This window comes from Arthrobacter sp. NPDC090010 (assembly GCF_044748305.1).
Taxonomy (GTDB): domain Bacteria; phylum Actinomycetota; class Actinomycetes; order Actinomycetales; family Micrococcaceae; genus Arthrobacter_E.
On the sequence record NZ_JBIVFT010000006.1, the window covers coordinates 60,211 to 82,505 of the forward strand.

Below are 22,295 nucleotides of genomic sequence, written 5' to 3' on the forward strand. Positions count from 1 at the left end.
CCGTCGTCGTCCGCCCTCCCGGCATCGAGGCAGCCCGCCCACCTGCCGAGTTCGTGGGTTTCGGTTGAGTTCGTGGATTAAATCCACGAACTCAACCGAAACCCACGAACTCGGCGAAGAGGTGAGGCCCGGGTCTAGCGGCCCCAGCACTCCCGGATGGCGTGGATCATGGCGGCGAAGTCGTCCGCCATGGCCGAGCCCTCGTAGTCGGGGTCGGAGAGCCATTGGAGCTGGAGGCCGTCCATGGCCGCGACCAGGCACCTCACCAGGGAATCCACAGGAGCACCCGCCCGGAGCCTGCCGTCCTCCTCGGCTTCGCGGAAGGCCTGGAGGATCATCTTCTCCGCCATCCGGTGGTGGGCCAGGAGCCACGAATTGGCGGGATGGTCGTGGGTGCTCGCCTCGCCTGCGAGCGTCGTGAACAGCCGGATCATGCCCGGTTGCCGGGTGTTCAGCCGGACCAGCTGGACCAGCCGTTCGATGGTGGCCCAGCCCCGCGGGGACGCCTGGGTCAGGCTCTCCAGGAGCTCCATGTCCTGCGCGTCGCGCCACTCCATGACCGCCCCCAGGAGCATGTCCTTGGTGGGGAAGTGGTGCAGCAGCCCGGTCTGGCTCAGGCCGCAGGCCCGGGCCACCGAACTCATCGACGTCGCGCGGAAACCCTCCTCGGAGAAGACCCGCGCGGCGGTGGCCAGAATCTCCTCACGCCGGGCAGCGCTGTCCGCCCCTTTGGGTCGCCCGCTGCTGCGGCGCCGGCCAGGGCCGACACCGGAGGACTGCGAGGAGACGGCGGGCATGGTGCTCCAGTCGGTTGACATCGGGAGGTGGCGTGGGAGACGGAACCCGTCTCCCACGCCCAGGCTCATCCCAACGATACCCGCGCCCGGACATCGCCCAGGCCCCTGGCGAGCAGCAGCTCTCCGCCGTTCAGCGGGCGCCATCCTCCGGAGGCCTCGTCCCAGTGACGGAGCAGCCGGGCGTCGGCCCGGACGCTGAGCCGGGCGCTCGCCCCGGCGGGCACTTCCACGGCGCTGTACCCGGCCAGGCGGATGGGCTGGGAGGCATCGGCCGGCGCGTAGTACAGCTGCACCACTTCGCGGCTGTCCCGCTCCGAGGTGTTACGGAGGGTGAGTGCGATGGCGGGGGTGTCACCGCCGTCGTCCAGGGTGACGTCGGAGTAGTCCCAGGCTCCGTAGCCGAGCCCTGCCCCGAACCAGAAGAGCGGTGCCGGGGCGTGACCTGCGTGGTAGCCGCGGTAGCCGATCGCGGTGCCGTCGCTGTATTCCAGGCGCAGCATCTCGTCGGGCCGGGTGTTCCAGGCCGGGGCCGCTCCGTCGGCGGAGGGGTAGCTGGTGACGAGCCGGCCGGTGGGTTCGGTGGTGCCCAGCAGGACATCGGCCACGGCGTGGCCGCCTTCCTGCCCGGGCAGCCCGACCACCAGCACGGCGTCCACGGCGTCGAGCCAGGGCATGAGGACCGGGGTCGCGGCGTTGACCACGACGACGGTCTGCTCTGCAGCCGCGGCCACCCTCGCGACGAGTTCGTCCTGCCGGCCGGGCAGCGCCAGGGTGTGCTTGTCGGCGGCCTCGGTCTCGTCCTCCTCCGTCAGGCCGACCACGACGACGGCGGTCCCGGCGGTACGTGCGGCCTCCTCGGCCGCGGCGAGCGCGTCGTCGTCGCTGACCGGGATGGGCTCCGCCACGAGGGTGGCCAGTCCGACGCCGGAAGCGGCGAAGATGTGGCTCTCCTCCGCGACCTGGACGTGCGGCTGTGCGGCCAGCACGGCGCGCCAGTCGACCTTCCGGAAGGTCTGCACAGCGGTCAGCAGGCAGCCGGCCGGGAGGTCCAGGACCTCCGAGAAGGACGGGGGACGGAGAATGCCCTCGCCCGGGTCGAAGCCCTCCGTGGTCACGTCCTGCTCATGCTCGGCCAGCACGGAGCCGTCGGGGGCCGTGACGGTGAGGCGCCAGTGCCCCGCACCGATGCCGCCCACCCGGACGGTGCCGCCACTGCCCAGCAGCGCCTCGAACCGGACCGCGGCGGGGCTCTCCTGGCTCGGGTCGTCGAAGCCGGTGCTCAGGGACGCCACCGGGGAGTGGCCGTTGGAGAGCTCGCGGCCGTCGGCGGCGAGCTGAGTCACCCGGACGCCGGTCTCGCGGGATACAGGGTCGGTGACGAAGGAGGGGTCCGCGGCCACGGGACGACGCCGGACCGCGACGCCGTCCACCACGGTGAGGCGCTCCCCGAGCCGTGCCCCGAGTCCCTCCGCGATGCTGACCTGGTAGGGCGGGGTGACCTGCGCGGAGCCGCCTCCCATGCAGACGGTGCTGACGGCGGCACGGCCGAGCAACGCCACGGGACCGTCGTCGCTGAGCGGCAGGACACCGCCGGCGCGTAGCGACGATTCGTTCTTCAAGAGCGTCATGCCGCGCGCGGCGATGCGCCGCAGCTGCTCCTTGCGCCGGGGCGAATCCGCGGCCGGCATGCCGGGCGAGAAGGGGGTGGCGCCGTCGTTGCCGAACGCACCCGTGCGGGCGGCGAGGCGCAGCAGGCGGGTGACGTGTTCGTCGACGGTGGACTCAGCGACATCACCTCGTTCGACGGCGGCGACCAGGCGCTCGCCCCAGGGACCCACGGGGCCCGGCATGACGAGATCGAGGCCGCCGTTGGCGGATTCCACCGTGCGTTTGGTGGCGAACCAGTCGCTCATGATGAGACCGTCCCAGCCCCATTCGTCCTTGACGATCCCCTGCTGGATGGCGTGGTGCTCTGTGGCGGTGATGCCGTTGATGTCGTTGTAGGCGGCCATCATCGCCCAGGGGTTGGCGTCCTGAACCGCCATTTCGAAGGGCAGCAGGTACACCTCCCGCAGTGCGGTGTCGGAGACGCGGGAATCCATGAAGTTGCGCAGGATCTCGGACTCATTGGCCACCAGGTGCTTCAGGCAGGCGCCCGTGCCGTTGGACTGCATGCCGTGCACGTAGGCGGTCGCCGCCCGGCCGGTCAGGTACGGGTCCTCCGAGTACGCCTCGAAAAGACGGCCGCCGAGCGGGGTGCGGTGCAGATTGATCGTGGGGCCGAGCACCACGTGGATGTTCTGGCGGTGGGCCTCTTCGGAGAGCATCGCCCCCACTTCCTCCGCGACGTCGTCGTCCCAGGAGGAGGCGATGAGTGTGGCGTTCGGGAAGAGCGCCACCGCCTCGCCGCCCATGAATTTCAGGCCGCGCACGCCCGTGGGACCGTCGGAGAACGCCAGGGGGGCCAGACCGATGGTGTCATTGCCGGGCAGCGTGAAGGCGGTCTCGCCGGTCAGGAGGGAGACCTTCTCGGTCAGGCTGAGCCGTGCGACGGCATCCGTGAGGCTGGTCTCTGCGGTCTGGGTCATGATCACTTCACCTTCTTGATGGGCAGGATGACGAATGCTCCGACAAGGCACACGATAGCGGCGGAACCCAGGAGGAGCCCGAAGTTCGGGGCGCTCGCGGTGGCGCCGGTGGCGAGCAGGACGCCGCCCAGGTAGGGGGCGAGGGACTGGGGGATGGCGTTGGCCATGTTGAACACGCCGAGGTCTTTGCCGTTGTCCTCCGGATTGGGCAGCACCTGGAGGACCAGGGCCATGTCGACGCTCATGTAGATGCCGTAGGCGAAACCGAGGAGGGCTTCCACCAGGTAGAACTGTCCGACGTCGGAGACGTGGAAGAGCAGATAGGTGCCCAGGGCGAACAGTGCGGTGGCCACGCAGACCGGGAGTTTGCGGTACCCGGTGCGGTCCGAGAACCAGCCGGCCAGGTAGCCGCTGATCACCAGCACAGCGGTGTAGATGAGTACGCCGAGGAAGACGATGCCCGCGCCTGCCTTGTCCTCCAGGCCGAGCCGGTTGGTGATGAACGGCAGACGGAAGCTGGTGAACATGAAGCTGGCGAGGATGATGAGGAAGCGGGACCACCAGGCCAGGCCGAAGTCGCGGTGTTTGAAGGGGTTGACCCAGAAGCTCTTGATCAGTTCCAGCACGTTGAACTTCGGCGGACGGATGGTGAGGACCGGGTCCGGCAGGATCACGGCGTAGAGCACCATGCCGACCACGCCCACCAGGGCCGGGATCAGGAAGAGGAGCGTCATGTTGTCTGCGAAGAGCGTGGCGAACCAGGTGGCGCCCAGGATGCCGACGTTCTGCATGATTCCCACCATGGCGGACACCTTGGCGTACTGCTGTTCCGGCAGCTGATCCGCCAGGGTCGCGATGAAAGGGCTGAAGCAGGCGTTGGCGCCGAGCTGGGCCATGAACCAGCCGAGCATCATGAGCCCGGCGTTGGGGGCCGCGCTGATCACCATGAGGGAGGCGGCCATGACGACGGCGCCGCCGACGATCCACGGGCGACGGCGGCCGAAGCGGGACATGGTGCGGTCCGAGAGGCGTCCGAACAGGGCGTTGCCGAGCACTGCGGCCAGGGCGCCGACGCTGAGCACATTGCCCACGATGCTGGTCTGGTCCGTTGCGTCCTTGGCGAGCGTCCCGGCTTTCAGCGCCATGGACACCATGACCGGGCCGAGCAGTGCCACGAAGAGGGCGAACTGGGCGAAGGCGAGAGCCGCGATGAAGAGCGGTCCCTTCTTCTGGGTCGGTTTCTGCCCGCATTCCAGGGTGGTGGGCCGCTCGCCGCCCATGCGCGGCGCGTAGACATTGTGATTTCCGATCGACATCGGCGTCTCTTTCGGATCAGGCCGGCCATCCCACGCTGGACACCGGTAATTGAAATAGGTGACTATAACTATTACATGGAGTGATGTGGGTCACAAGGGTTTGCCGAGTCGGGATTCGAAGGGGTCAGCCCGCGGGGCGCGGGGCGAACATGATGACGGCGACACCGAGCAGGCAGAGGAATGCGCCGATGAGATCCCAGCGATCCGGCTTGAATCCGTCCACCATGACGCCCCAGGCGAGCGATCCGGCCACGAACACCCCGCCGTATGCCGCCAGGATCCGGCCGAAGTGAGCGTCCGGCTGAAGGGTTGCGACGAAGCCGTAAATGCCGAGGGCGACGACGCCGAGCCCGGCCCACCACCAGCCCTTGCCTTCGCGGACGGCCTGCCAGATCAGCCAGGCGCCGCCGATCTCCGCCACGGCCGAGAGGGCGAAGAGAAGAACCGACTTCAGGATGCTCATGGATCCATCATGCCGGGCGGGGTCCGGGTGGTGAACTCGCTGTTTCTTGGGCCGGGACCCGCTGAGCTCGCTATTCGCTTGCGAGATCGCTCGCTTGACGCACGAACTCGCACCCAACCAGCGAGCCCGGCGATGGGTCCAGGACTGAACCGCCGCCGGCCGGGACCTCGCTGCCGACCGCCGTCGTGAATGAACGCCTAGCCGCGGCGTCGTTTCCAGGCCGTGTAGCCGCCCTTGATGTTCATCGACTCGTAGCCGGCCGCGGCGAGCAGTTCGGCTGCCTGGGGCGAAGCCAGGCAGTAGGGGCCTTCGCAATAGGCGACGACGGGCGTGCCCTGGGGCAGTTCGTCCATCCGGCCCTTGAGCTCGGGCAGGGGGATGGAGATCGCGCCTTTGACGTGGCCCCGCCGGAACTCATCCGCCGTGCGGACGTCGACGACGGTGACGGCGTCGCTTTCCAAGAGGCTTGCGAGCTCTTCGGCGCTGACCGGGTTGACCCACGGATGCCGGGCGAAGTGGGCGTTCACTTCCTCGCGGACGCTCGCGACGTGCGTTTCGGCAAAGGCTTCGAAGGCCCCGATGAGCTCGCCGGCCGCCGGAGGAATGGAATAGCTGACGCGGGTCCCGTTGCGCGTGCTGACGACGAGCTGTGCGGAGCGGAGCACGCGCAGCTGGGCGGAGGTGTTCTTGAGAGGGATTCCCGCGAACTCGGCGAGGTCTTCGACGGTCCGGTCTCCTTGTTGCAGTGCATCGAGGAGCCTCAGCCGAATGGAATTGCTCAAGGCCTTGCCCACCCCGGCCAACGCCTCATAGATGGGCCGTTCGGCGAAGGACGCGAAGGTGAGTCCCTCGAGGTCCGGATCGTGTTCCATGGTTCCAAGGCTATCCAGATGTTGAGAAGGAGTGCCCGCTCCGGCCCGCCGTCGTAGGCCGCCTACTGGGAACTCTTGGCCCATTGCGCCGCCGTTGCGGACACCACGGTGTCCCAGGGGCTGGGTGTCACCCCGAGAACCCGGGTGGTCTCGGCGGCGTCCACGACGAGCGGGTTGTCGAACTGATCCAGCACCCCGAGAGTCTCCCGCAACAAGGGTGAGAATCTGCCGGCGAGCGCCAGGAGCGGGCGCGGCACGACCTTGATGCGGACCGGAGGTTTCCCTGCGCTCTCCGTGATCTGCCGGAGGACCGTGTGAATCGACAGCGGCTCATTGACGGGGACCAGCCACGGACGGCCCCAGGCGAGCGGGGATGACCCAAGTGCCTTGAGCGTCTCCGCGACGTCGGGGATGTAGGCCCAGCTGTGCGGCTGTTCCGGGTCTGAGAGCGCGCGGACCGTGGAGCCTGCGAGTGCCGAGCGGGCGTAAGTGGGCAGAAGCCCATGATTCGGGGCGATGGTGGGGCCGATGTAGTCGGCGGCGCGGGCTTCGGTCGCCCTCAGATCGCCGCTTTCATGCGCTGCGAGGGCGTCCCGCCACAGACGCAGCCGCAGCTCACCCTTGTGGTCGCTCGGGCGCTCCGGACTGTCGTGGCGCAGTGGAACCGGTGGACGGCCGTACGAGTACAGATTCGAGGAGGTGACGAGTACTGCCTGCACTGTTCTGGCGGTCTGAAGGATCGAGCCGGCAAGGCGAGGCCATTCCCGATCCCAATGCTGGTAGCCGCCTGGGCTCGCGCAGTTGTAGATGACCTCGGCGCCGGTGGCGATCCGGGTGAGGGCGGCGGGGTCCTTGGCATCGACGGCCAGTCGTGTGACACCCGGCAGTTCCGGGCCGGCCCCGGAGTGCGAGGCCAGGACGACGCGTTCATGGTCGGCAGCCAAGGTGGAGGCCAGGCGGGTGCCGACGGGGCCTGAGCCGATGACAAGATGAAAGTCGTTCATCTCGGGTCACTCCTGAGCTGATCGGGGAGGTCCTGTCTGCGTTTCATGGTACTCGCGGTGAGGAGGGCGCCTGCGAACACGATGGCGGCCATGACGAAGGCGAGTGCCCGCGAGGCGGTCGCTTCTCCTGCGCCGATGCCGAGGTTCACGACCAGGCCCGTGATGGCGGCGCCGAAAGCGGTGCTGATCAGCTGAACCGTGTTGGCGCCGGCCGACGCCTGCATGGCATCCTCCGGGTCCTCGGTGCTCGACATCGCCGCGGTGACGTTGTGCACGAAGGCGATGCCGATGCCGAGCCCGGCGATGAAGAGCGTCGCGAACCAGCAGATGAGCACCAGCGGGGAGGGCGAAGCGGTCTGCAGCAATCCGTACACGGTCAGGCCGACGCCGAGAACGACGGGGCCGACGACGCGCGCCGAGGCTTTGAGACGGGGGTTGTCGACCGAGGAGCTGAGGATTCCGCCGAAGCTCCAGCCCCAGGAGAGAACCGCCCCGAGCAACCCGGCGCCCAGGGGCGAAAGGCCGCCGAGGGTCTGGCCGAACAGTGGAATGTAGGTCTCGATGGTCGACCCGATGACGAGCAGTGCCAGGCCCGAATACACCCACTTGAGGGAGGAGCCTCGGAGATAGGTGATCTGTGGAAGAACCCCCTCGAGCGCGCGGCGGTCTGCGATGACGAACAGCACCAGACATGCGACGGCGGCGGCCAGCAGCAGCCAGCTGGCCCAGCCCTGTTCGACGACGGAAGCGGCGCTGACGCCTGCCACGGAGAGGGTGAGGAGCAGGAGCGAGCCAAGGGGCAGTCGTCCGACGGCCTTGTGCTTTTCGCGGGACGGAAGGGACCTGTAGGCGAGGAGCCCGAGCAGCAGTGAGATGACGACGAGCAGCCAGAATGCAGCCCGCCAGGCCTGGAACTGGGCGAAAAGCCCTCCCAGAAGTGGGCCCACGACGTTCCCGACGCCCCACATGGCTGAGACCAGCCCGATGGCCCGCCCACGCAGGTGTTCCGGCATGGCCAGGCGGACCATGGCGTAACCGAGGCCTGTGATGAGTCCTCCGCCGAGGCCTTGGAAGCCACGGGCCAGGAGCAGGACGGTCATGCTCGGCGCGACCGCCGCGAGGGCGCTGCCGAGTGCGAATGCCGACAGTGCGATGGTGTACGCGCCCACGGGGCCGAATCGATCGAGGACCCGGCGCACGAACATCGAGGTGATCACCGATGCGATCAGGAAGCCCGACATCGCCAGGGCGTAGTACCGTTCCCCGCCGATCTCATGAACGGCGCTGGGCAGCAGGGTGGTGGTCAGGTAGACGTTCGTGGCGTACATGGCGACGCCGCCCGCCAGGACGACTGTCACGCCCCGGTGTGAGCGAGCAAAGAGTTCCGACCAGCTCGCCTTGGTCTCAGTGGTTGTCGACGAAGTCATAAACTCATAATCTAAGGAACTTTAGAATAAAGCAAGAGTGATCTGCGGCATAGTGCTCTGTGGGTGTCGCCCGGCCCCGCCGCCCCTGCCCCCTGCCTGCCCTGTCCGCTGCGGGCTCTGTCCGCGGCCTGCCCTGTCCACTGTCCGCCCCTGCCGGTCCTGTCCGCCGACCCCGCTACTTCGGTGCGAACTCGCTTTTTTGGTGAGCGAGTTCGCACACAAGTAGCGAGCTCAGCGGGAGATGGGGCTGGAGGAGGGGGGCTAGAGGGGCAGAGGGCAGGAGGAGAGAGGGCGGGAGGAGAAGGTGGCGAGGTGCCGGGAGAGGGGGTGTTCGGCCCGTTCAGCCAGCCGTGACGTCCTCGGCGGAGGAATCCTCCAGGGCCGTGCCGCCGAAGGGTTCGGTCTGCCAGTGTTCCAGGTGCCACGAGCCGGGCCGGCCGTCCAGGATGGCGCCGCCCGTGTTCATGACCATCAGGCCGGGGATCCGCTCCTTCGGAAGGTCGGTCCGCTGCGCCGTGAAACAGCGGATGGCCGCACCGTGGCTGACGACCGCGACGGCGTCGTCGCCCGTGTGGCGGGAGGCGATCTCTTCGATCGCCGCGTCGAAGCGCCGCAGGAACGCCAGGCCGTCCGGTCCTCCGGGCATGGGGCTGTCCAGTTCGCCGCGCATCCAGCTCACGATCCGCTGTCCGTACAGCGCTCGGGACCCCTCGTCGCCGAGCATCTCCAGCTCGCCGGCGGAGATCTCCTCCAGGCCGGGCACGACGACGGCGTCCGCTCCCACCGCCGAAGCGAGCGGCGCGGCGGTCAGCCGGGTCCTGAGCAGCGGCGATGCGTAGACGGCTCGGAGGGCGACATCGGTGAACGCTCCGGGGAGGGCGCGCGCCTGCGCTTCTCCGAGACCGGTCAATCCCGCCCCGGGAAAGGCGGTGTCCAGCTCACCGTTGACATTGCTGGGCGTCTGGCCGTGACGGATGAGATAGATGCGCACGGGGACAGCCTATGCCGCGGGGCCGGCCCCGGCAGGGCCTGGCCGCACGGACCGGTGGCCCGGCCCGGCTAGGCCTGTTCCGGATATCCCGGCGCGGCGACGACTTCCCCGGTCGCAGTGCCGTCCGGCCGGAGCATGAAGCCGACGCGCTTGGCACTGCGCATCATGACCGTGCTCCTGATCAGTTCGAGTCCTGGAATGCGCTCCTGCAATGCCAGCTCCGCTGTGAGCACATCGGCCACCGTCCGCAGCCACATCATGATGATGAAGTTGCTTCGCCCCGTAGTGGAGGCGGCCAGCCGGACATTGCGGAGGCCACTCAGAGCCGCGGCCGTTTCGGCGTGCCGCCCGGCCGGCGCCTTCGCGAGCCAGCGGCAGGCCACCGGGTAACCGGCGGGGCCCTGCGCGACCTCGCAGCGGAACGAGAGAAGGCCGCTCCCGAGCACCTTCGCCAATTGCCGGTGCACCGTGGCCGGGCTGCGCCCGAGTTCCCTGGCCATGTCGGCAGCGCTGACGCGTCCGTTGCGGGCCAGGAGTGGCAGAAGATCCATCGCGGCGTCCGGGACCGGGCCGGTGAACGGTTCCACCCGGGCCAGTTCGGCGAACGCGGCGATCTGTTCGCGGTCCAAGGCCGAGAGGCGCCAGGAATGGCCGCCGGCGTGGAGGCGTGTGCAGAGTTCGCTCTGGATGCTGAGGACCCCCGGTGAGGAGGCGATGCCGGGCAGGACGTGTTCGGTGCACTCGGCGAGGGAGCGGGTGAGGACGGTGAGGGCGAGATCGGGGCTGCTCGTCGCCACGTCGACGGTCTGCACTTCCGGAATGGCGGCGAGAGCGGCCACGGCGGTGTCGCGACGGCCCGGTTCGCACTCCACGTCGACGAAGACCATGAGCATCGTGGACGGGTCGCCCTTCAGGTGCGCGGTGACCCACGCCAGTCCCGAGTCGTGGAGCCGCTCCCAGCGGCGGGCGAGAGTGGCGGGGTGGGCGCCCAGGATCCCGGCCGCATCGAACCAGGAGACGCGAGGTGCGATCTGCAGGGCGTGCAGCAGGCGGAGGTCGGCCTCGGAGAGCTCGGTGGAGGACTCCTGTGTCGAGAGAAAACGCTGTTCCATGGCGCTCATATGCAAGATTATTGCAGTTTTGACGCTCTTCGGACCCAGCGCCCGCACACTAGCGGACGAAGCGAGCGCTGTGGCATGGGTCACAGAAGGGCGTTGACGCGACCCGGAGAACGGAGAGACACGTGGGATTCACGGACGAGGCACGAGGACTGCAGGATCAGCTCATTCAGTGGAGGCACGCCTTCCACCAGGACCCGGAGATCGGGCTGGAGCTGCCCCGCACCCAGGAGAAGGTGCTCGCAGCGCTGGACGGCCTGGGACTTGAAACGTCCGTCGGGACGGACACGACCTCGGTGACGGCGGTCCTGCGCGGAACTGCCGGTGCGATCGGCTCCACGGAGGCCCGTCCCGCGGTCCTCCTCCGTGCGGACATGGATGCCCTCCCGGTGCAGGAACGCACCGGTGTGGACTTCACCTCGCGGGTCGACGGCGCCATGCACGCGTGCGGGCACGATCTGCACACCTCGATGCTCCTCGGGGCCGCCACCCTCCTGGCGGACGCGCGGCACCGGCTCGCGGGCGACGTCGTCTTCATGTTCCAGCCCGGTGAAGAAGGGTACGACGGCGCGTCCGTCATGGTGCGCGAAGGCGTCCTCGACGCGGCCGGCCGGCGGGTCGATGCCGCCTTCGGCATGCACGTGTTCTCCTCCATGGAGCCGCACGGACGCTTCGTCACGCGCCCCGGTGTCATGATGAGCGCCTCGGACGGCCTGTTCGTGCGGGTGCTCGGCGCGGGCGGTCACGGTTCGGCCCCGCATGCCGCCAAGGACCCCGTGACCGTCTCGGCGGAGATGGTCCTGGCGCTCCAGACCATGGTGACCCGTCAGTTCAACATGTTCGATCCCGTGGTGGTGACGGTGGGACGCCTCGCCGCCGGGACCAAACGCAACGTCATCCCGGACACGGCTGAGTTCGACGCCACCATCCGCACCTTCTCGGAGGCCAACCGCGATCGCATGCAAAGCGCCATCCCGCGCCTGCTGCAGGGCATCGCCCACGCCCACGGGCTGGAGGTGGAAGTCACCTACATGCCCGAATATCCGCTCACCATCACGGACGCGACGGAGACGGAATTCGCCGAGGCCGCCATCGAGGAGCTCTTCGAAGGACGCCACTCCCGCCTGGCCCAGCCGCTCAGCGGCTCCGAGGACTTCTCCCGGGTGCTCGCCGAGGTGCCCGGCAGCTTCGTGGGGCTCAGTGCGGTGCCCGACGGCGTCGACCCCGCCACGAGCGCCTTCAACCACTCGCCGTTCGCGACCTTCGACGACGCCGTCCTGGCCGACGGCGCGGCGGTCTACGCGCAGCTCGGCCTGAACAAGATCGAACAGCTCGCCCAGTCCGCGGCCCGCTGACCGGCACTCCGCCACTCACCGATCACGGAGACCCTCATGACAGCCAGCACCTCCTCCTCACGCGCCGTCGTCGCTCAACCGTCCGCGCGACGCACGCTCATCAGCACCGGCATCGGCAACGCCGCCGAATGGTACGACTGGGCGATCTACGCGACCTTCGCGCCGTACTTCTCCAAGCAGCTCTTCAACCCGGCCGACCCGACGTCGGCGATCCTCTCCACACTGGCGATCTTCGCCGTCGGCTTCGTGGCTCGGCCCTTCGGCGGCTTCGTCTTCGGCTGGGTCGGGGACCGCTTCGGCCGGAAGAACGCCATGACGATGACTGTGGCCCTCGCCGCGATCGGTAGCCTCCTCATCGGCATCGCACCGACCTTCGCCGCGGTGGGTGCATTCGCCTCGCTCCTGCTCCTCGTGGCCCGGCTCATCCAGGGCCTGGCCCACGGTGGAGAGCTGCCGTCCTCGCAGACCTACCTTGCCGAGATGGCCCCGGCCGAGAAGCGCGGTTTCTGGGCCACTCTGATCTACTTCTCCGGGACGCTCGGCAACATGCTCGGCGCGCTGCTCGGCGCCGTCCTGGCGGTGCTGCTCCCGAAGGCCGATATGGCGGCCTGGGGTTGGCGCCTGCCGTTCATCCTGGGCGCGCTCATGGGCCTGTACGGCCTGGTGATGCGGGCCCGGATGCCTGAGACGGAGGCCTTCGAGGAACTGAAGGCGGAGAAGCAGAGCGTCGGGACGCAGGGTTTCGGGGCGCTGATGAAGGACATCGTGGCGCACCGCAAGCAGGCGCTTCAGGTGATCGGCATGACCGTGGGCCTGACGGTCATCTACTACGTGTGGGCGATCGTCGCTCCGACCTACGCGGCCACCAGTCTGAAGCTCGATCCGGGCCAGGCGCTCTGGTCAGGGTTCGCCGCGAATGTGGTGTTCCTGGTGGCGCTTCCGTTCTGGGGCAAGCTGAGCGACCGGATCGGGCGCAAACCCGTGCTGATCATCGGGGGCCTGGGCTGCGCCGTGCTGCATTTCCCCATGACGTGGCTGCTGCGTGATTCGGTCTGGCAGCTCTTCGTGTCGATGGCTGTGATGCTGGTCTTCATCGCCGCCGGCGCCGCAATCGCCCCGGCCGTGTACGCGGAGCTGTTCCCGGCGAAGGTGCGGACCGCAGGTGTGGGCATCCCGTACGCCCTGGCCGTGGCGGCCTTCGGCGGGACCGCGCCGTACCTGCAGACGCTGTTCACCGACGTCGTCAAGCAGCCGTGGATGTTCAACCTCTACGCGGTGGTGCTCATCCTGGTCTCGGTGCTGGTGGTCCTGCGGCTGCCCGAGACGAAGGGCAAAGACCTCAGCGTGTAGGGAGCACTCCGGCCTAGGCTTAGGCCATGCATGCGATCGTCGCCACCCTGATCTCTGAACTCGGCCCGGACAAGGTCTCCACGGAGCCGGACCTCGTCCAGCAGTACAGTCAGGACCGGGCACCGGACCGCCCCGAGGCCCCGGCGCTCGCGGTGGTGTTCGCCGAGTCCGCCCAGGACGTCCAGGCGGCCGTCCGGGCCTGCGCCGCCGCCGACGTCCGGGTCGTGCCCCGTGGTGCCGGATCCGGTCTCTCGGGCGGCGCCCACGCCGTGCGCAACAGCATCGTCCTCAGCCTGGAACGCATGAACCGCATTCTGGACGTCCGGGCCCAGGACGAGGTCGCCGTCGTCGAGCCCGGCGTGGTCAACGCCGAGCTGAACGCCGCGGCCGAGCAGCACGGCCTGATGTATGCGCCGGATCCGGCGAGCTTCACCTTCGCCACCATCGGCGGCAACATCGGCACCAACGCCGGCGGGCTCCGCTGCGCCAAGTACGGGGTGACCCGCGATTCGGTGCTGGCGCTCGACGTCGTGCTGGCCGACGGCGAGCTGGTCCGCCTGGGGCACTCGACGTTCAAGGGGGTGGCCGGGTACGACCTCGTCGCGCTCCTGGTCGGCTCCGAGGGGACGCTGGGCATCGTGGTCGGCGCCACCGTCCGGCTCCGGCACCTGCCCGTCAAGGTCGTGACCATCGCGGCGTTCTTCCCGGACCTGCCCTCAGCCGCCGCGGGTGTTCTGGCGGTGGGCCGGGCGCGCGTCCAGCCGGCCATCATGGAGCTCATGGACCGCGCCTCCATCGAGGATGCCGACCAGCTCAACGGCACCGATTTCGCCCATCGTGGCAGCGCCCTGCTGCTCATCCAGACGGACGGTTTCGGCGCGGACGCGGAAGCTGCCGTCGTGCGTGACGTGCTGAGCGCCGCTGGTGGTGCAGTGGCCGACGACGGCGACTCGGACGCCGAGCGCTTCGTGCTGATCCGGCGCAACAACCGCGGCTCCGGGGCCGAGGACCGCTTGCGGGTGGGGGAGGACGTGGCTGTGCCGCGCTCGCTGCTGGTGGACTATGCGGCCGAGCTGGAACGGATCGGCCGGGAGTACCGCGTGGGCATGAAGCTCGTGGCCCACGCCGGGGACGGGAATCTGCACCCCACCTTCTGGGCCGAGCCGGAAGCGGGGCAGGAGGAGGCTGCGGTGCTGGACCTGGAGAAGGCCCTCGACGAATCGGTCCGCGTGGCCTTGGCCATGGGCGGCACCATCACGGGCGAGCACGGGATCGGCACCTTCAAACAGCGCTGGCTCGGCTGGGAGCAGCCGGAACGGGTCCGCGAGCTGGCGCGAGGCATCAAGGACGTCTTCGACCCGCACGGGGTGCTCAACCCCGGCAAGGCGATCTGAGCCGATCCTGCCGTGCCCGCAGTCTCGTTTCTCTCGCGAGGGGAGCAGTTGCAGGTGCGTCATATTTTGCGTCCCGCCGCCTCCTCGGGCGAGTCTGGGACGAACTCATCCCGCACTTTCCCTGAGGACACCATGAAGAATCAGCCCGTGAAGAAGACCGTCCTCCAGAGTGCCGCGCTGCTCGCGGCCGCCGCTCTGGCCCTGACCGCCTGCACCAACGCCTCGGAGACGGAGGGCCAGGCCAAGCCATCTGCGGGAGGCAGCGCCGCGCCGTCGTTCGACCCGACGACGGTCGCCAAGGACGACGCGCTCGCCGCGCAGCTCCCGGACGCCATCAAGTCCAAGGGCAAGCTGGTGATCGGCACCAACCCCCAGTACGCGCCGGGGGAGTTCCTGGCCGAGGACGGCCAGACCCAGGTGGGCTACGACATGGATCTGGCCCGTGCCATCGGTGCCAAACTCGGCCTGAAGGTGGAGATCCAGAGCGCCGATTTCCCGTCGATCATCCCGGCCCTCGGCCCCAAGTTCGATCTCGGTGTCTCCTCCTTCACCATCAACGCCAAGCGCTTGGACGCCGTCAACATGATCAGCTACTTCAAAGCGGGGACGTCCTGGGCCGTGAAGCAGGGCAACCCCAAGGGCTTCAGCCTGGATGACGTGTGCGGCAAGTCGGTGGGTGTGCAGACCGGCACCGTCCAGGAGACGGACGATCTGAAGTCCCGCAACGACAAGTGCGTGGCGGCCGGCAAGAAGCCCATCGACATCGTCTCTCTCAAGGCCCAGACCGATGTCACCACGCGTCTGGTCAACGGTTCCATCGACGCCATGGCCGCTGATTCGCCGGTGGTCGGGTACGCCCTCCAGCAGACCAATGGGCAGCTGGAGAAGATCGGTGACGTGTTCGACGCCGCCCCGCAGGGCATCACAGTGCTCAAGTCGGACACCGCGCTCGCGGGACTCGTCCAGAAGACCGTCTCCTCGCTCATGGCCGACGGCAGCTACACCAAGATCCTGGGGTCCTGGGGAGTGGCCGACGGCGCACTGCCGAAGGCGGAGCTGAACCCGGCGGTCTCCTGATCAATCCTTGCCACCCTTCCTCCCGGGTGGGACGCTGGGTGCATGAGCCAGGACGACAGCTTCCACACGGACGTCAGCACCCGGAACAACCCCGAGCTGCACCAGTACGAGGTGCGCGTGGGGGAGCGACTGGCCGGCTTCCTGCAGTACCGCCAGACCCCGGGCCGGATCGACTTCATGCACACCGAGGTGTCGTCCGACTTCGAGGGGCAGGGGCTCGGCGGTGTGCTGGCGCACTTCGCGCTGGACGACGTCGTGGCGGCCGGCCTGAGGGTTGTGCCGCATTGCCCGTTCGTGGCCGCTTACCTGAAGAAGCATCACGCGAACGATCAGTTCATCGACTGGCCGTGAGCCGCAACCCTTGATTTTCCCCTGGCGGGGGCGGACACTGCTGGGACGGCCCCTCAGCCCCGGCGGCTTGAACGGGCTGGTTCCTGCACGGAACTCACTGCACCGAACTTCAAGGAGGCGTGACCATGGCAGAACATGAATCCACCCCCGCGGCGCTGGACGCGGATACCGCGGCCCGGCTGGCGGCATCCATGGACGGGGGCGCCGCAGCCCCTGTCGCGGAGACGACGCTCCCAGGGGCTGCAGGCTCTGGGAAGGGGCCCTGGCCGGACGGGCAGGGCAAGCACAAGCATCCTAGGGAGCATCTGAACAATCCCGGCCGTTCCGCCAAGGCGGCGGGTGCGAACGCGGTGCACCGCACCAGCCGGCCGCAGATGCCGCACTCGCACTGAGGCCGCAGCGACTGCAACGGAAAATCCCCGGTCTTCCGGGCATCCCCCGCACTTGAGCGAGGTGAATGTCCAGGAGACCGGGGATTTCCTGCTACGGCGCGGATGTCAGGCGGTCACGAGTTCCTGTTCCTGGCGCTTCTTCGCCGCGACGCTCTTCAGCGCGATCAGCGTGGTGGCCGTGATGACCACGCCGACGACGATCGCGAGGAGCCACAGGAAGAAGTTGTCGAAGGCGAAGAAGACGAACACGCCGCCGTGCGGGGCCCGGGAGGCCGCGCCGAACGCCATGGACAGAGCACCTGTCACGGCGCCGCCCAGCATGGAGGCCGGGATGACGCGCAGCGGGTCGGCTGCGGCGAACGGGATGGCGCCTTCGGAGATGAACGCGGCACCCAGCAGCCAGGCCGCCTTGCCGTTCTCATGCTCGGTGGCGTTGAACAGCTTGGAGCGGACGGTGGTGGCCAGGGCCATGGCCAGCGGCGGGACCATGCCGGCGCCCATCACGGCGGCCATGATCAGGTACGGTGCGCTGTTGCCTGCGGTCGCCGCGCCCATGCCGGCGACGGCGAAGGAATAGGCCACCTTGTTGACCGGCCCACCGAGGTCGAAGCACATCATGAGGCCGAGGATGATGCCCAGAACGATGGCGGCGGCACCGCTCATGCCGGAGAGCCAGTTGTTGAGGGCCGAGGTCAGCCAGGCGATGGGACCGCCGAGGACCAGGAACATCAGCCCCGAGGCCACGATCGAGGCGACGAGCGGGATGATGGCGACCGGCATCAGGCCGCGGAGCCAGCGTGGTGCGGGGCGCTTGGCCAGCCACGAGGCGGTGTAGCCGGCCAGCAGACCGCCGACGATGCCGCCGAGGAATCCGGCGCCCATGAAACCCGCCACGGCACCGGCCGTGAAACCGGGCGCGATCCCGGGCCTGTCGGCCAGGGCATAGGCGATGTAGCCCGCCAGCGCCGGCACCAGGAAGCCCATGGACAGGGAACCGATCTTGAACAGGACCGCGCCGAGGTAGGCGCCGACGGGTCCCCAGGCCTGCGCACCGTATTCGGTGGGCAGATTGCCGAAGAGGTTGTTCTTGGCCACGATCGTGTCGGCGTGCGTGGTGATGTCGTAGCCGCCCAGGAGGAAGCCCAGGGCGATCAGCAGACCACCTGCGGCGACGAACGGGATCATGTAGGAGACGCCGGTCAGCAGGGCCCGCTTGAGCTTGGCGCCGCCGGACTCTCCGACGGTGTCGGCGTCCGAGGAGGACGCCGAGCCGGACGCCTTCACCCGGCGGGCGTTCGGATCCTTGGCTGCGGCGAGGGCCTCCTGGATCATCTCCTTCGGTTCGTCGATGCCGCGCTTGACGGGCGACTGGATGAACGGCAGGCCGGCGAAGCGGTCCTTGTCCCGGACGTCGACGTCCACGGCGAAGATGGCGGCGTCCGCAGCGGCGATGGTCGCGGCAGGCAGCGGGGTGGCACCCGCGGAGCCCTGGGTCTCCACCTGGACGTCCACGCCCATCTCCTTGCCTGCGGCCACGAGGGAGTCGGCGGACATGTAGGTGTGGGCGATGCCGGTGGGGCACGCGGTCACGGCGACGATGCGCTTCGGTGTGTCGGCGACGGAAGGCGCGGCCGACGTCGTCGTGCTCGCGGAAGCCGGTGTGGCGGCCGGTGCACCGCCGAGCGCGCCGTTCACGAGCTCGACCAGTTCCTCCGGGGTGGCCGCGGAGCGCAGCGCCGCCGTGAAGTCCTTCTTGATGAGGGAGCGGGCCAGCTTGGAGAGCAGTTTCAGGTGTTCCTGGTCCGCACCGGCGGGTGCGGCGATGAGGAACACCAGATCCGCGGGCCCGTCCTTGGCCCCGAAGCCCACCGGGTTGCCCAGCCGGGCCATCGCCAGGGCGGGTTCGGTGACCGCGTCGGTCTTGGCGTGCGGGATGGCGATGCCGCCCGGGATGCCGGTGGGGGTCTTCTCCTCGCGGGCCAGGGCGGAGGCGAAGAGGCCTTCCGCGTCGGCCCGGCCCAGCGCGGCGACCTTGCCGGAGAGGGTGCGGATGACGTCGGCAGGGGTGGATCCCAGGTCCGCGTCGAGGACCACGAGGTCCGGGGTGATCAGCTGGCTCACAATGAGTCCTTCGCTAGGGCCGTGACGGTCACGGCGGAGGGAGTGGTCTGGTGCAGCCCGGGGACGGTGGATCCGGGGAGGGATGCGGCGGCGGCGCCATGGGCCACGGCCTGGGTCAGGCGCTCGACGGGGGTTCCACCGTTCTGCGCCACGAGCAGGTAGCCGGCCAGCGAGGAGTCTCCCGCCCCGACCGTGCTCACCGCCTTGATGGGCGCATGGCGGGCATGCCAGGCGCCGTCGGCGGTGACGAGCACCGCACCGTTGGATCCAAGGGTCGCGAGGACCGCGCCGACGCCGCGTTCGACGACGGCGGTGGCGGCCCGGGCGGCGAGCACGGGGTCGGCTTCGAGCGCCGCGCCGTCGTGCTGTTCGGGGAGACCGGCCAGGGAGGCGAGCTCGGCGAGTTCCTCGCCGTTGGGCTTGAGGAGGTCGGGGGCGGCGTCCGCGCCGGCGTTGATGGCCTCCAGGAGCGGGGTTCCGGAGGAGTCGACGGCGATGCGTGGGGCGTCCGTGCCGAGTTCGCTGCGGATCCAGCGGGTGAGCCGGGCGTAGTAGTCCGCGGGCACTCCGGGAGGCAGAGAACCTGCCAGGACCACCCAGCCGGCGTCGCGGGCCTCGTCCAGGACGAGTGCGGTGAGGGCGTCCAGTTCGTCCCGTCCGAGTTCCGGTCCGGGTTCGTTGACCTTGGTGGTGGTCCCGTCCGGTTCGGTCAGCGTGATGTTGCTGCGCAGCGGAGCCCCGATGGGGAGGGCGTGATGGGGGATGGCGGCGGCCGCGAGGGCTGTCACGACCGGGTCGTTCGCATCGCCGGGCAGCAGTGCCAGGGTGTCCAGCCCGGAGGCGGCGAGGGCGCGGGAGACGTTGACACCTTTGCCTCCGGCTTCGCTGCGCACGGCGCTGGCTCGTTGGACTTCGCCGCGTGCCAGGATGCCCGGGAGTTCCACGGTTCGGTCCAGGCTGGGATTGGCGGTGAGGGTGATGATCATGCCTGAATCGCCTCTGCTTCTGCGGTGGAAAGGGCGTCGCTCAGTTCGGCCGAGAGTTCGCCGTCCGTGACGAGGGTGTCCATCTGGTCCAGGGTGGCGAAGCGGACCAGGGAGCCGGCGTCGAGCTTGCTGGCGTCCGCCAGGACGACGACGCGTCCGGCGGCCTGGACGAAGGCGGCCTTGACGGCGGCTTCTTCGGGGTCCGGGGTGCTCAGGCCGAATCCGGCCTGGATGCCGTTGGTTCCGAGGAAGGCGATGTCCGGGCGGAGGTCTTGCAGTTCCGCCACCGTCCCGGCCCCTACGGCGGCCTGGGTGACGCCGCGGACGCGGCCGCCGAGGAAGTGGAGTGCGACGCCCGGGGCGGAGGAGAGGATGGCGGCGATCGGGATGGAGTTGGTGAGGACCAGGAGTTCGGGTGAGCCTTCGGGCCGCTGGGCGATGAGCCGGGCGAGCGCCTCGGTGCTGGTGCCGGCGTCGAGGATGACGCTCGCGGTGCCGCGGGGGAGCAGGGAGAGCGCTGCTGCGGCGATCCGCTGTTTCTGTTCCGAGTGCGTGGCGAGGCGCTCTGGGACGCTGCTTTCCGTGGTGCTGCTGTGGTCCGGGGCGACGGCGCCGCCATGGACACGGCGCAGTGCGCCGAGCTCCTCAAGTGTCGCCAGGTCCCGGCGCACGGTCTCCGGGGTGATGGCGAAACGCTGGGCCAGCTCGGTGACGGTCACGCGGCCGTGTGCCGAGAGCAGTTCGACGACGGCGGTGTGACGTTCTTCCGCGAACATCCCGGGCCACCTTTCCTCGTTTCAGCTGTGACTACAGTCACAGCTATGTTTGATTGATTGACTTTATCTTTGTTTACTTTTGGAAGTCAAGAGTGATTCGCAGAAAAACGGGTATCCCTGGCGTGGTCCCCGCTGAGCGCCGGCCATCTGGGAACCGGCCGTCCCGGCACCCCTCGCCGGATCCGTTTCCGAGGCCTACGCTGAGGGCATGGCTGAGATCGCACTGTTCCATCACGCCTTGGGTCTGACCGAAGGCCTCCAGGAGTTCGCGGAACGCCTGCGGGCCGCCGGGCACACCGTCCACGCGCCGGACATGTTCGACGGGCGCGTCTTCGGCAGCATCGAGGAGGGCGTCGAGTACGCCGATGGCCTCGGTTGGCGCCACTTCCTTGCCGCGACCTCGGACTTCGTCGCCACCCTGCCGGAAGGTCTCGTCTATGCCGGCTTCTCCCTCGGCGGCACCAGCGCCCAGAACCTCGCCCACAGCCGGACGGGTGCACGCGGCGCGCTGATCTACTACGGGGCCGCATCGCCGTCGTGGTTCTCGCGGCCCTGGCCTGACGGCGTTCCCGCACAGATCCACGTTGCGGAACAGGACCCCTGGGCCGAGCTCGCGGAGAGCAAGGAAGCCGCGGATGCCTACGGTGCCGAACTTTTCGTCTACCCCGAGGTCGGGCACCTTTTCGCGGAGTCCGGCTGGAAGGAATACGGCGACGCCGCGGCGCAGCTGCTGCTGGAACGCACCCTCGCCTTCCTTGAGAGCGTCGACCGGGCTGCCTGAATCCTGCGGGCTGCCTGAATCGTGCGGGTTCCGGGTGCTGCTCCGGGGGCGTGGGGTGTGAAGGGCGCTCCGGGGTCCGAGGTGTGTTGGCCTGCTGAGTTCGTGGGTTTGTTTGGGGTGCCGAGTTCGTGGGTTGTGCTCGCCGTCCCACTGAGTTCGTGGGTTCGTTTCGGGTGCCCCTCCGAGTTCGTGGGTTTGTTTGGGGTGCGCCTCCGAGTTCGTGGGTTTGTTTGGGGTGCGCCTCCGAGTTCGTGGGTTTCGGGTGAGTTCGTGGATTTTTCCCACGAACTCACCCGAAACCCACGAACTCGACGGCCTCGGGCCTCGCCTGCTCCGGCCCCGGTCCGCCTCGTCCCTCAGCCCTGTCCCGGACTAGGCCCGGCCCCGTCCCAGGCATGCCCTGGACCGGACCCGGCTCCGTGCCCCCGCGGCTCCGCCCAGCCCCAGCCTCGCCCCGGCCCCTCGACTCCGGCAGGTCATCGCTCGGACTACGCTTAGGGCCATGGAGAAGGTCCTCTGGTCCAAGCCCGACGCCGAACGGGACGGAACCCCTCTGTTGCTGCTCTTCCACGGCTACGGTTCGTCCCCGGAACGGATGGAACGGCTGTTCCCGCACCTGCCCCAGGAGTTCACCTGCGCCGCCGTGCAGGGGCCGCAGGAGATCGGGGACGACCACGGCTGGTTTCTGCTGGACTACTTCCTCAGCAACGATTTCTCCGAGGTCATGAGCGCCTGCACCGGTGTGCTCGCCTGGCTGGACGGGATCAAGGCCCGGCACAGCAGCGTCTCCCTCCTCGGCTTCTCCCAGGGCATGGCGATGGCGAGCAGCCTGCTGCGGCTGCGGCCCACGCAGTTCCGTGCCACGGTGGGCCTGTCCGGATTCGTCCTGGACAACGACCTCCTCGCCCTCACCGAGTCCTTCGAGGAGCGGCCCCCGTTCTTCTGGGGCCGGGACAAAGCGGACCTGGTGATCCACGAGGACGCCACCTCCTTCACACAGGAGTGGCTGGAGGCGAACACCGCGCTCACCGCCCGCAGCTATCCAGGGCTCGGCCACTACATGGCCGTGCAGGAGATGGTGGATGTCAGCGCCTTCCTGAAGTACTACGCGCTTCGCACCGCCTCAGTAGACTGAC

General features: G+C 68.8%; 20 protein-coding genes. 8 read left to right on the forward strand and 12 right to left on the reverse strand.

Annotated elements, in window-relative coordinates:
- Window positions 1-134: 134 nt before the first annotated feature.
- From ACIPXZ_RS10475 to ACIPXZ_RS10515, 9 genes are all read right to left on the reverse strand, one after another.
- Window positions 135-797 (reverse strand): TetR/AcrR family transcriptional regulator, encoded by a 663-nt coding sequence (locus ACIPXZ_RS10475; RefSeq protein ID WP_400593506.1) that lies wholly within the window; start codon window positions 795-797, stop codon window positions 135-137.
- Between the two features lie 65 nt (window positions 798-862).
- A complete protein-coding gene (locus tag ACIPXZ_RS10480) occupies window positions 863-3,385 on the reverse strand; it encodes a beta-glucosidase (RefSeq protein WP_400593509.1) in 2,523 nt (840 codons plus the stop codon).
- Between the two features lie 2 nt (window positions 3,386-3,387).
- Complete coding sequence (locus ACIPXZ_RS10485; protein ID WP_400593512.1) at window positions 3,388-4,701, reverse strand: MFS transporter; 1,314 nt, start codon at window positions 4,699-4,701, stop codon at window positions 3,388-3,390.
- Window positions 4,702-4,825: 124 nt separating this feature from the next.
- Entirely contained in the window at window positions 4,826-5,164 is a 339-nt protein-coding gene (locus ACIPXZ_RS10490) for a YnfA family protein (RefSeq protein ID WP_400593515.1), read from the reverse strand.
- 197 nt (window positions 5,165-5,361) lie between these two features.
- Window positions 5,362-6,036: an ArsR/SmtB family transcription factor gene (locus ACIPXZ_RS10495; protein WP_400593518.1), complete on the reverse strand. Its 675-nt coding sequence runs from the start codon at window positions 6,034-6,036 to the stop codon at window positions 5,362-5,364.
- A gap of 62 nt (window positions 6,037-6,098) precedes the next feature.
- Window positions 6,099-7,040, reverse strand: coding sequence for an NAD-dependent epimerase/dehydratase family protein (locus ACIPXZ_RS10500; protein WP_400593521.1), 942 nt, complete (start codon window positions 7,038-7,040; stop codon window positions 6,099-6,101).
- Window positions 7,037-8,467, reverse strand: coding sequence for an MFS transporter (locus tag ACIPXZ_RS10505; protein ID WP_400593524.1), 1,431 nt, complete (start codon window positions 8,465-8,467; stop codon window positions 7,037-7,039). The genes ACIPXZ_RS10500 and ACIPXZ_RS10505 overlap by 4 nt, the downstream gene beginning before the upstream one ends.
- Window positions 8,468-8,807: 340 nt before the next feature.
- Window positions 8,808-9,458 carry a histidine phosphatase family protein gene (locus ACIPXZ_RS10510; RefSeq protein ID WP_400593526.1) on the reverse strand — a complete coding sequence of 217 codons (651 nt, stop codon included), beginning with the start codon at window positions 9,456-9,458 and terminating at the stop codon, window positions 8,808-8,810.
- A gap of 68 nt (window positions 9,459-9,526) precedes the next feature.
- Window positions 9,527-10,579, reverse strand: a complete 1,053-nt coding sequence (locus ACIPXZ_RS10515; RefSeq protein ID WP_400593529.1) for an Lrp/AsnC family transcriptional regulator — start codon at window positions 10,577-10,579, stop codon at window positions 9,527-9,529.
- 122 nt (window positions 10,580-10,701) lie between these two features.
- On the opposite strand from ACIPXZ_RS10515, the gene ACIPXZ_RS10520 reads away from it, so the two are divergent.
- The 6 genes from ACIPXZ_RS10520 to ACIPXZ_RS10545 all read left to right on the forward strand — a co-directional run bounded on the left by ACIPXZ_RS10520 (window position 10,702) and on the right by ACIPXZ_RS10545 (window position 16,495).
- Window positions 10,702-11,931, forward strand: coding sequence for a M20 family metallopeptidase (locus ACIPXZ_RS10520; RefSeq protein ID WP_400593532.1), 1,230 nt, complete (start codon window positions 10,702-10,704; stop codon window positions 11,929-11,931).
- Between the two features lie 36 nt (window positions 11,932-11,967).
- Entirely contained in the window at window positions 11,968-13,281 is a 1,314-nt protein-coding gene (locus tag ACIPXZ_RS10525; protein WP_400593534.1) for an MFS transporter, read from the forward strand.
- Window positions 13,282-13,307: 26 nt separating this feature from the next.
- Window positions 13,308-14,675 (forward strand): FAD-binding oxidoreductase, encoded by a 1,368-nt coding sequence (locus ACIPXZ_RS10530; protein ID WP_400593537.1) that lies wholly within the window; start codon window positions 13,308-13,310, stop codon window positions 14,673-14,675.
- A 132-nt stretch (window positions 14,676-14,807) separates the two neighbouring features.
- A complete protein-coding gene (locus ACIPXZ_RS10535) occupies window positions 14,808-15,752 on the forward strand; it encodes an ABC transporter substrate-binding protein (protein WP_400593540.1) in 945 nt (314 codons plus the stop codon).
- A 42-nt stretch (window positions 15,753-15,794) separates the two neighbouring features.
- Window positions 15,795-16,103, forward strand: coding sequence for a GNAT family N-acetyltransferase (locus tag ACIPXZ_RS10540; protein ID WP_400593542.1), 309 nt, complete (start codon window positions 15,795-15,797; stop codon window positions 16,101-16,103).
- A 125-nt stretch (window positions 16,104-16,228) separates the two neighbouring features.
- On the forward strand, window positions 16,229-16,495 hold the full coding sequence (locus ACIPXZ_RS10545; RefSeq protein ID WP_400593544.1) for a hypothetical protein: 267 nt from the start codon (window positions 16,229-16,231) through the stop codon (window positions 16,493-16,495).
- A 105-nt stretch (window positions 16,496-16,600) separates the two neighbouring features.
- Here ACIPXZ_RS10545 and ACIPXZ_RS10550 read toward each other — a convergent pair whose 3' ends face one another.
- Genes ACIPXZ_RS10550 through ACIPXZ_RS10560 form a run of 3 tightly spaced genes read right to left on the reverse strand, consistent with a single transcriptional unit; the run spans window position 16,601 to window position 20,378 of the window.
- Window positions 16,601-18,616 (reverse strand): fructose-specific PTS transporter subunit EIIC, encoded by a 2,016-nt coding sequence (locus ACIPXZ_RS10550; RefSeq protein ID WP_400593547.1) that lies wholly within the window; start codon window positions 18,614-18,616, stop codon window positions 16,601-16,603.
- Complete coding sequence (locus ACIPXZ_RS10555; RefSeq protein WP_400593550.1) at window positions 18,613-19,602, reverse strand: 1-phosphofructokinase family hexose kinase; 990 nt, start codon at window positions 19,600-19,602, stop codon at window positions 18,613-18,615. The genes ACIPXZ_RS10550 and ACIPXZ_RS10555 overlap by 4 nt, the downstream gene beginning before the upstream one ends.
- Window positions 19,599-20,378 carry a DeoR/GlpR family DNA-binding transcription regulator gene (locus tag ACIPXZ_RS10560; RefSeq protein WP_400593553.1) on the reverse strand — a complete coding sequence of 260 codons (780 nt, stop codon included), beginning with the start codon at window positions 20,376-20,378 and terminating at the stop codon, window positions 19,599-19,601. The genes ACIPXZ_RS10555 and ACIPXZ_RS10560 overlap by 4 nt, the downstream gene beginning before the upstream one ends.
- A 208-nt stretch (window positions 20,379-20,586) precedes the next feature.
- Here ACIPXZ_RS10560 and ACIPXZ_RS10565 point away from each other — a divergent pair, with 208 nt between their 5' ends.
- Window positions 20,587-21,159, forward strand: a complete 573-nt coding sequence (locus tag ACIPXZ_RS10565; RefSeq protein ID WP_400593556.1) for a dienelactone hydrolase family protein — start codon at window positions 20,587-20,589, stop codon at window positions 21,157-21,159.
- A gap of 502 nt (window positions 21,160-21,661) precedes the next feature.
- Window positions 21,662-22,294, forward strand: a complete 633-nt coding sequence (locus ACIPXZ_RS10570) for an alpha/beta hydrolase (protein ID WP_400593559.1) — start codon at window positions 21,662-21,664, stop codon at window positions 22,292-22,294.
- The last annotated feature ends 1 nt before the right edge of the window (window position 22,295 follow it).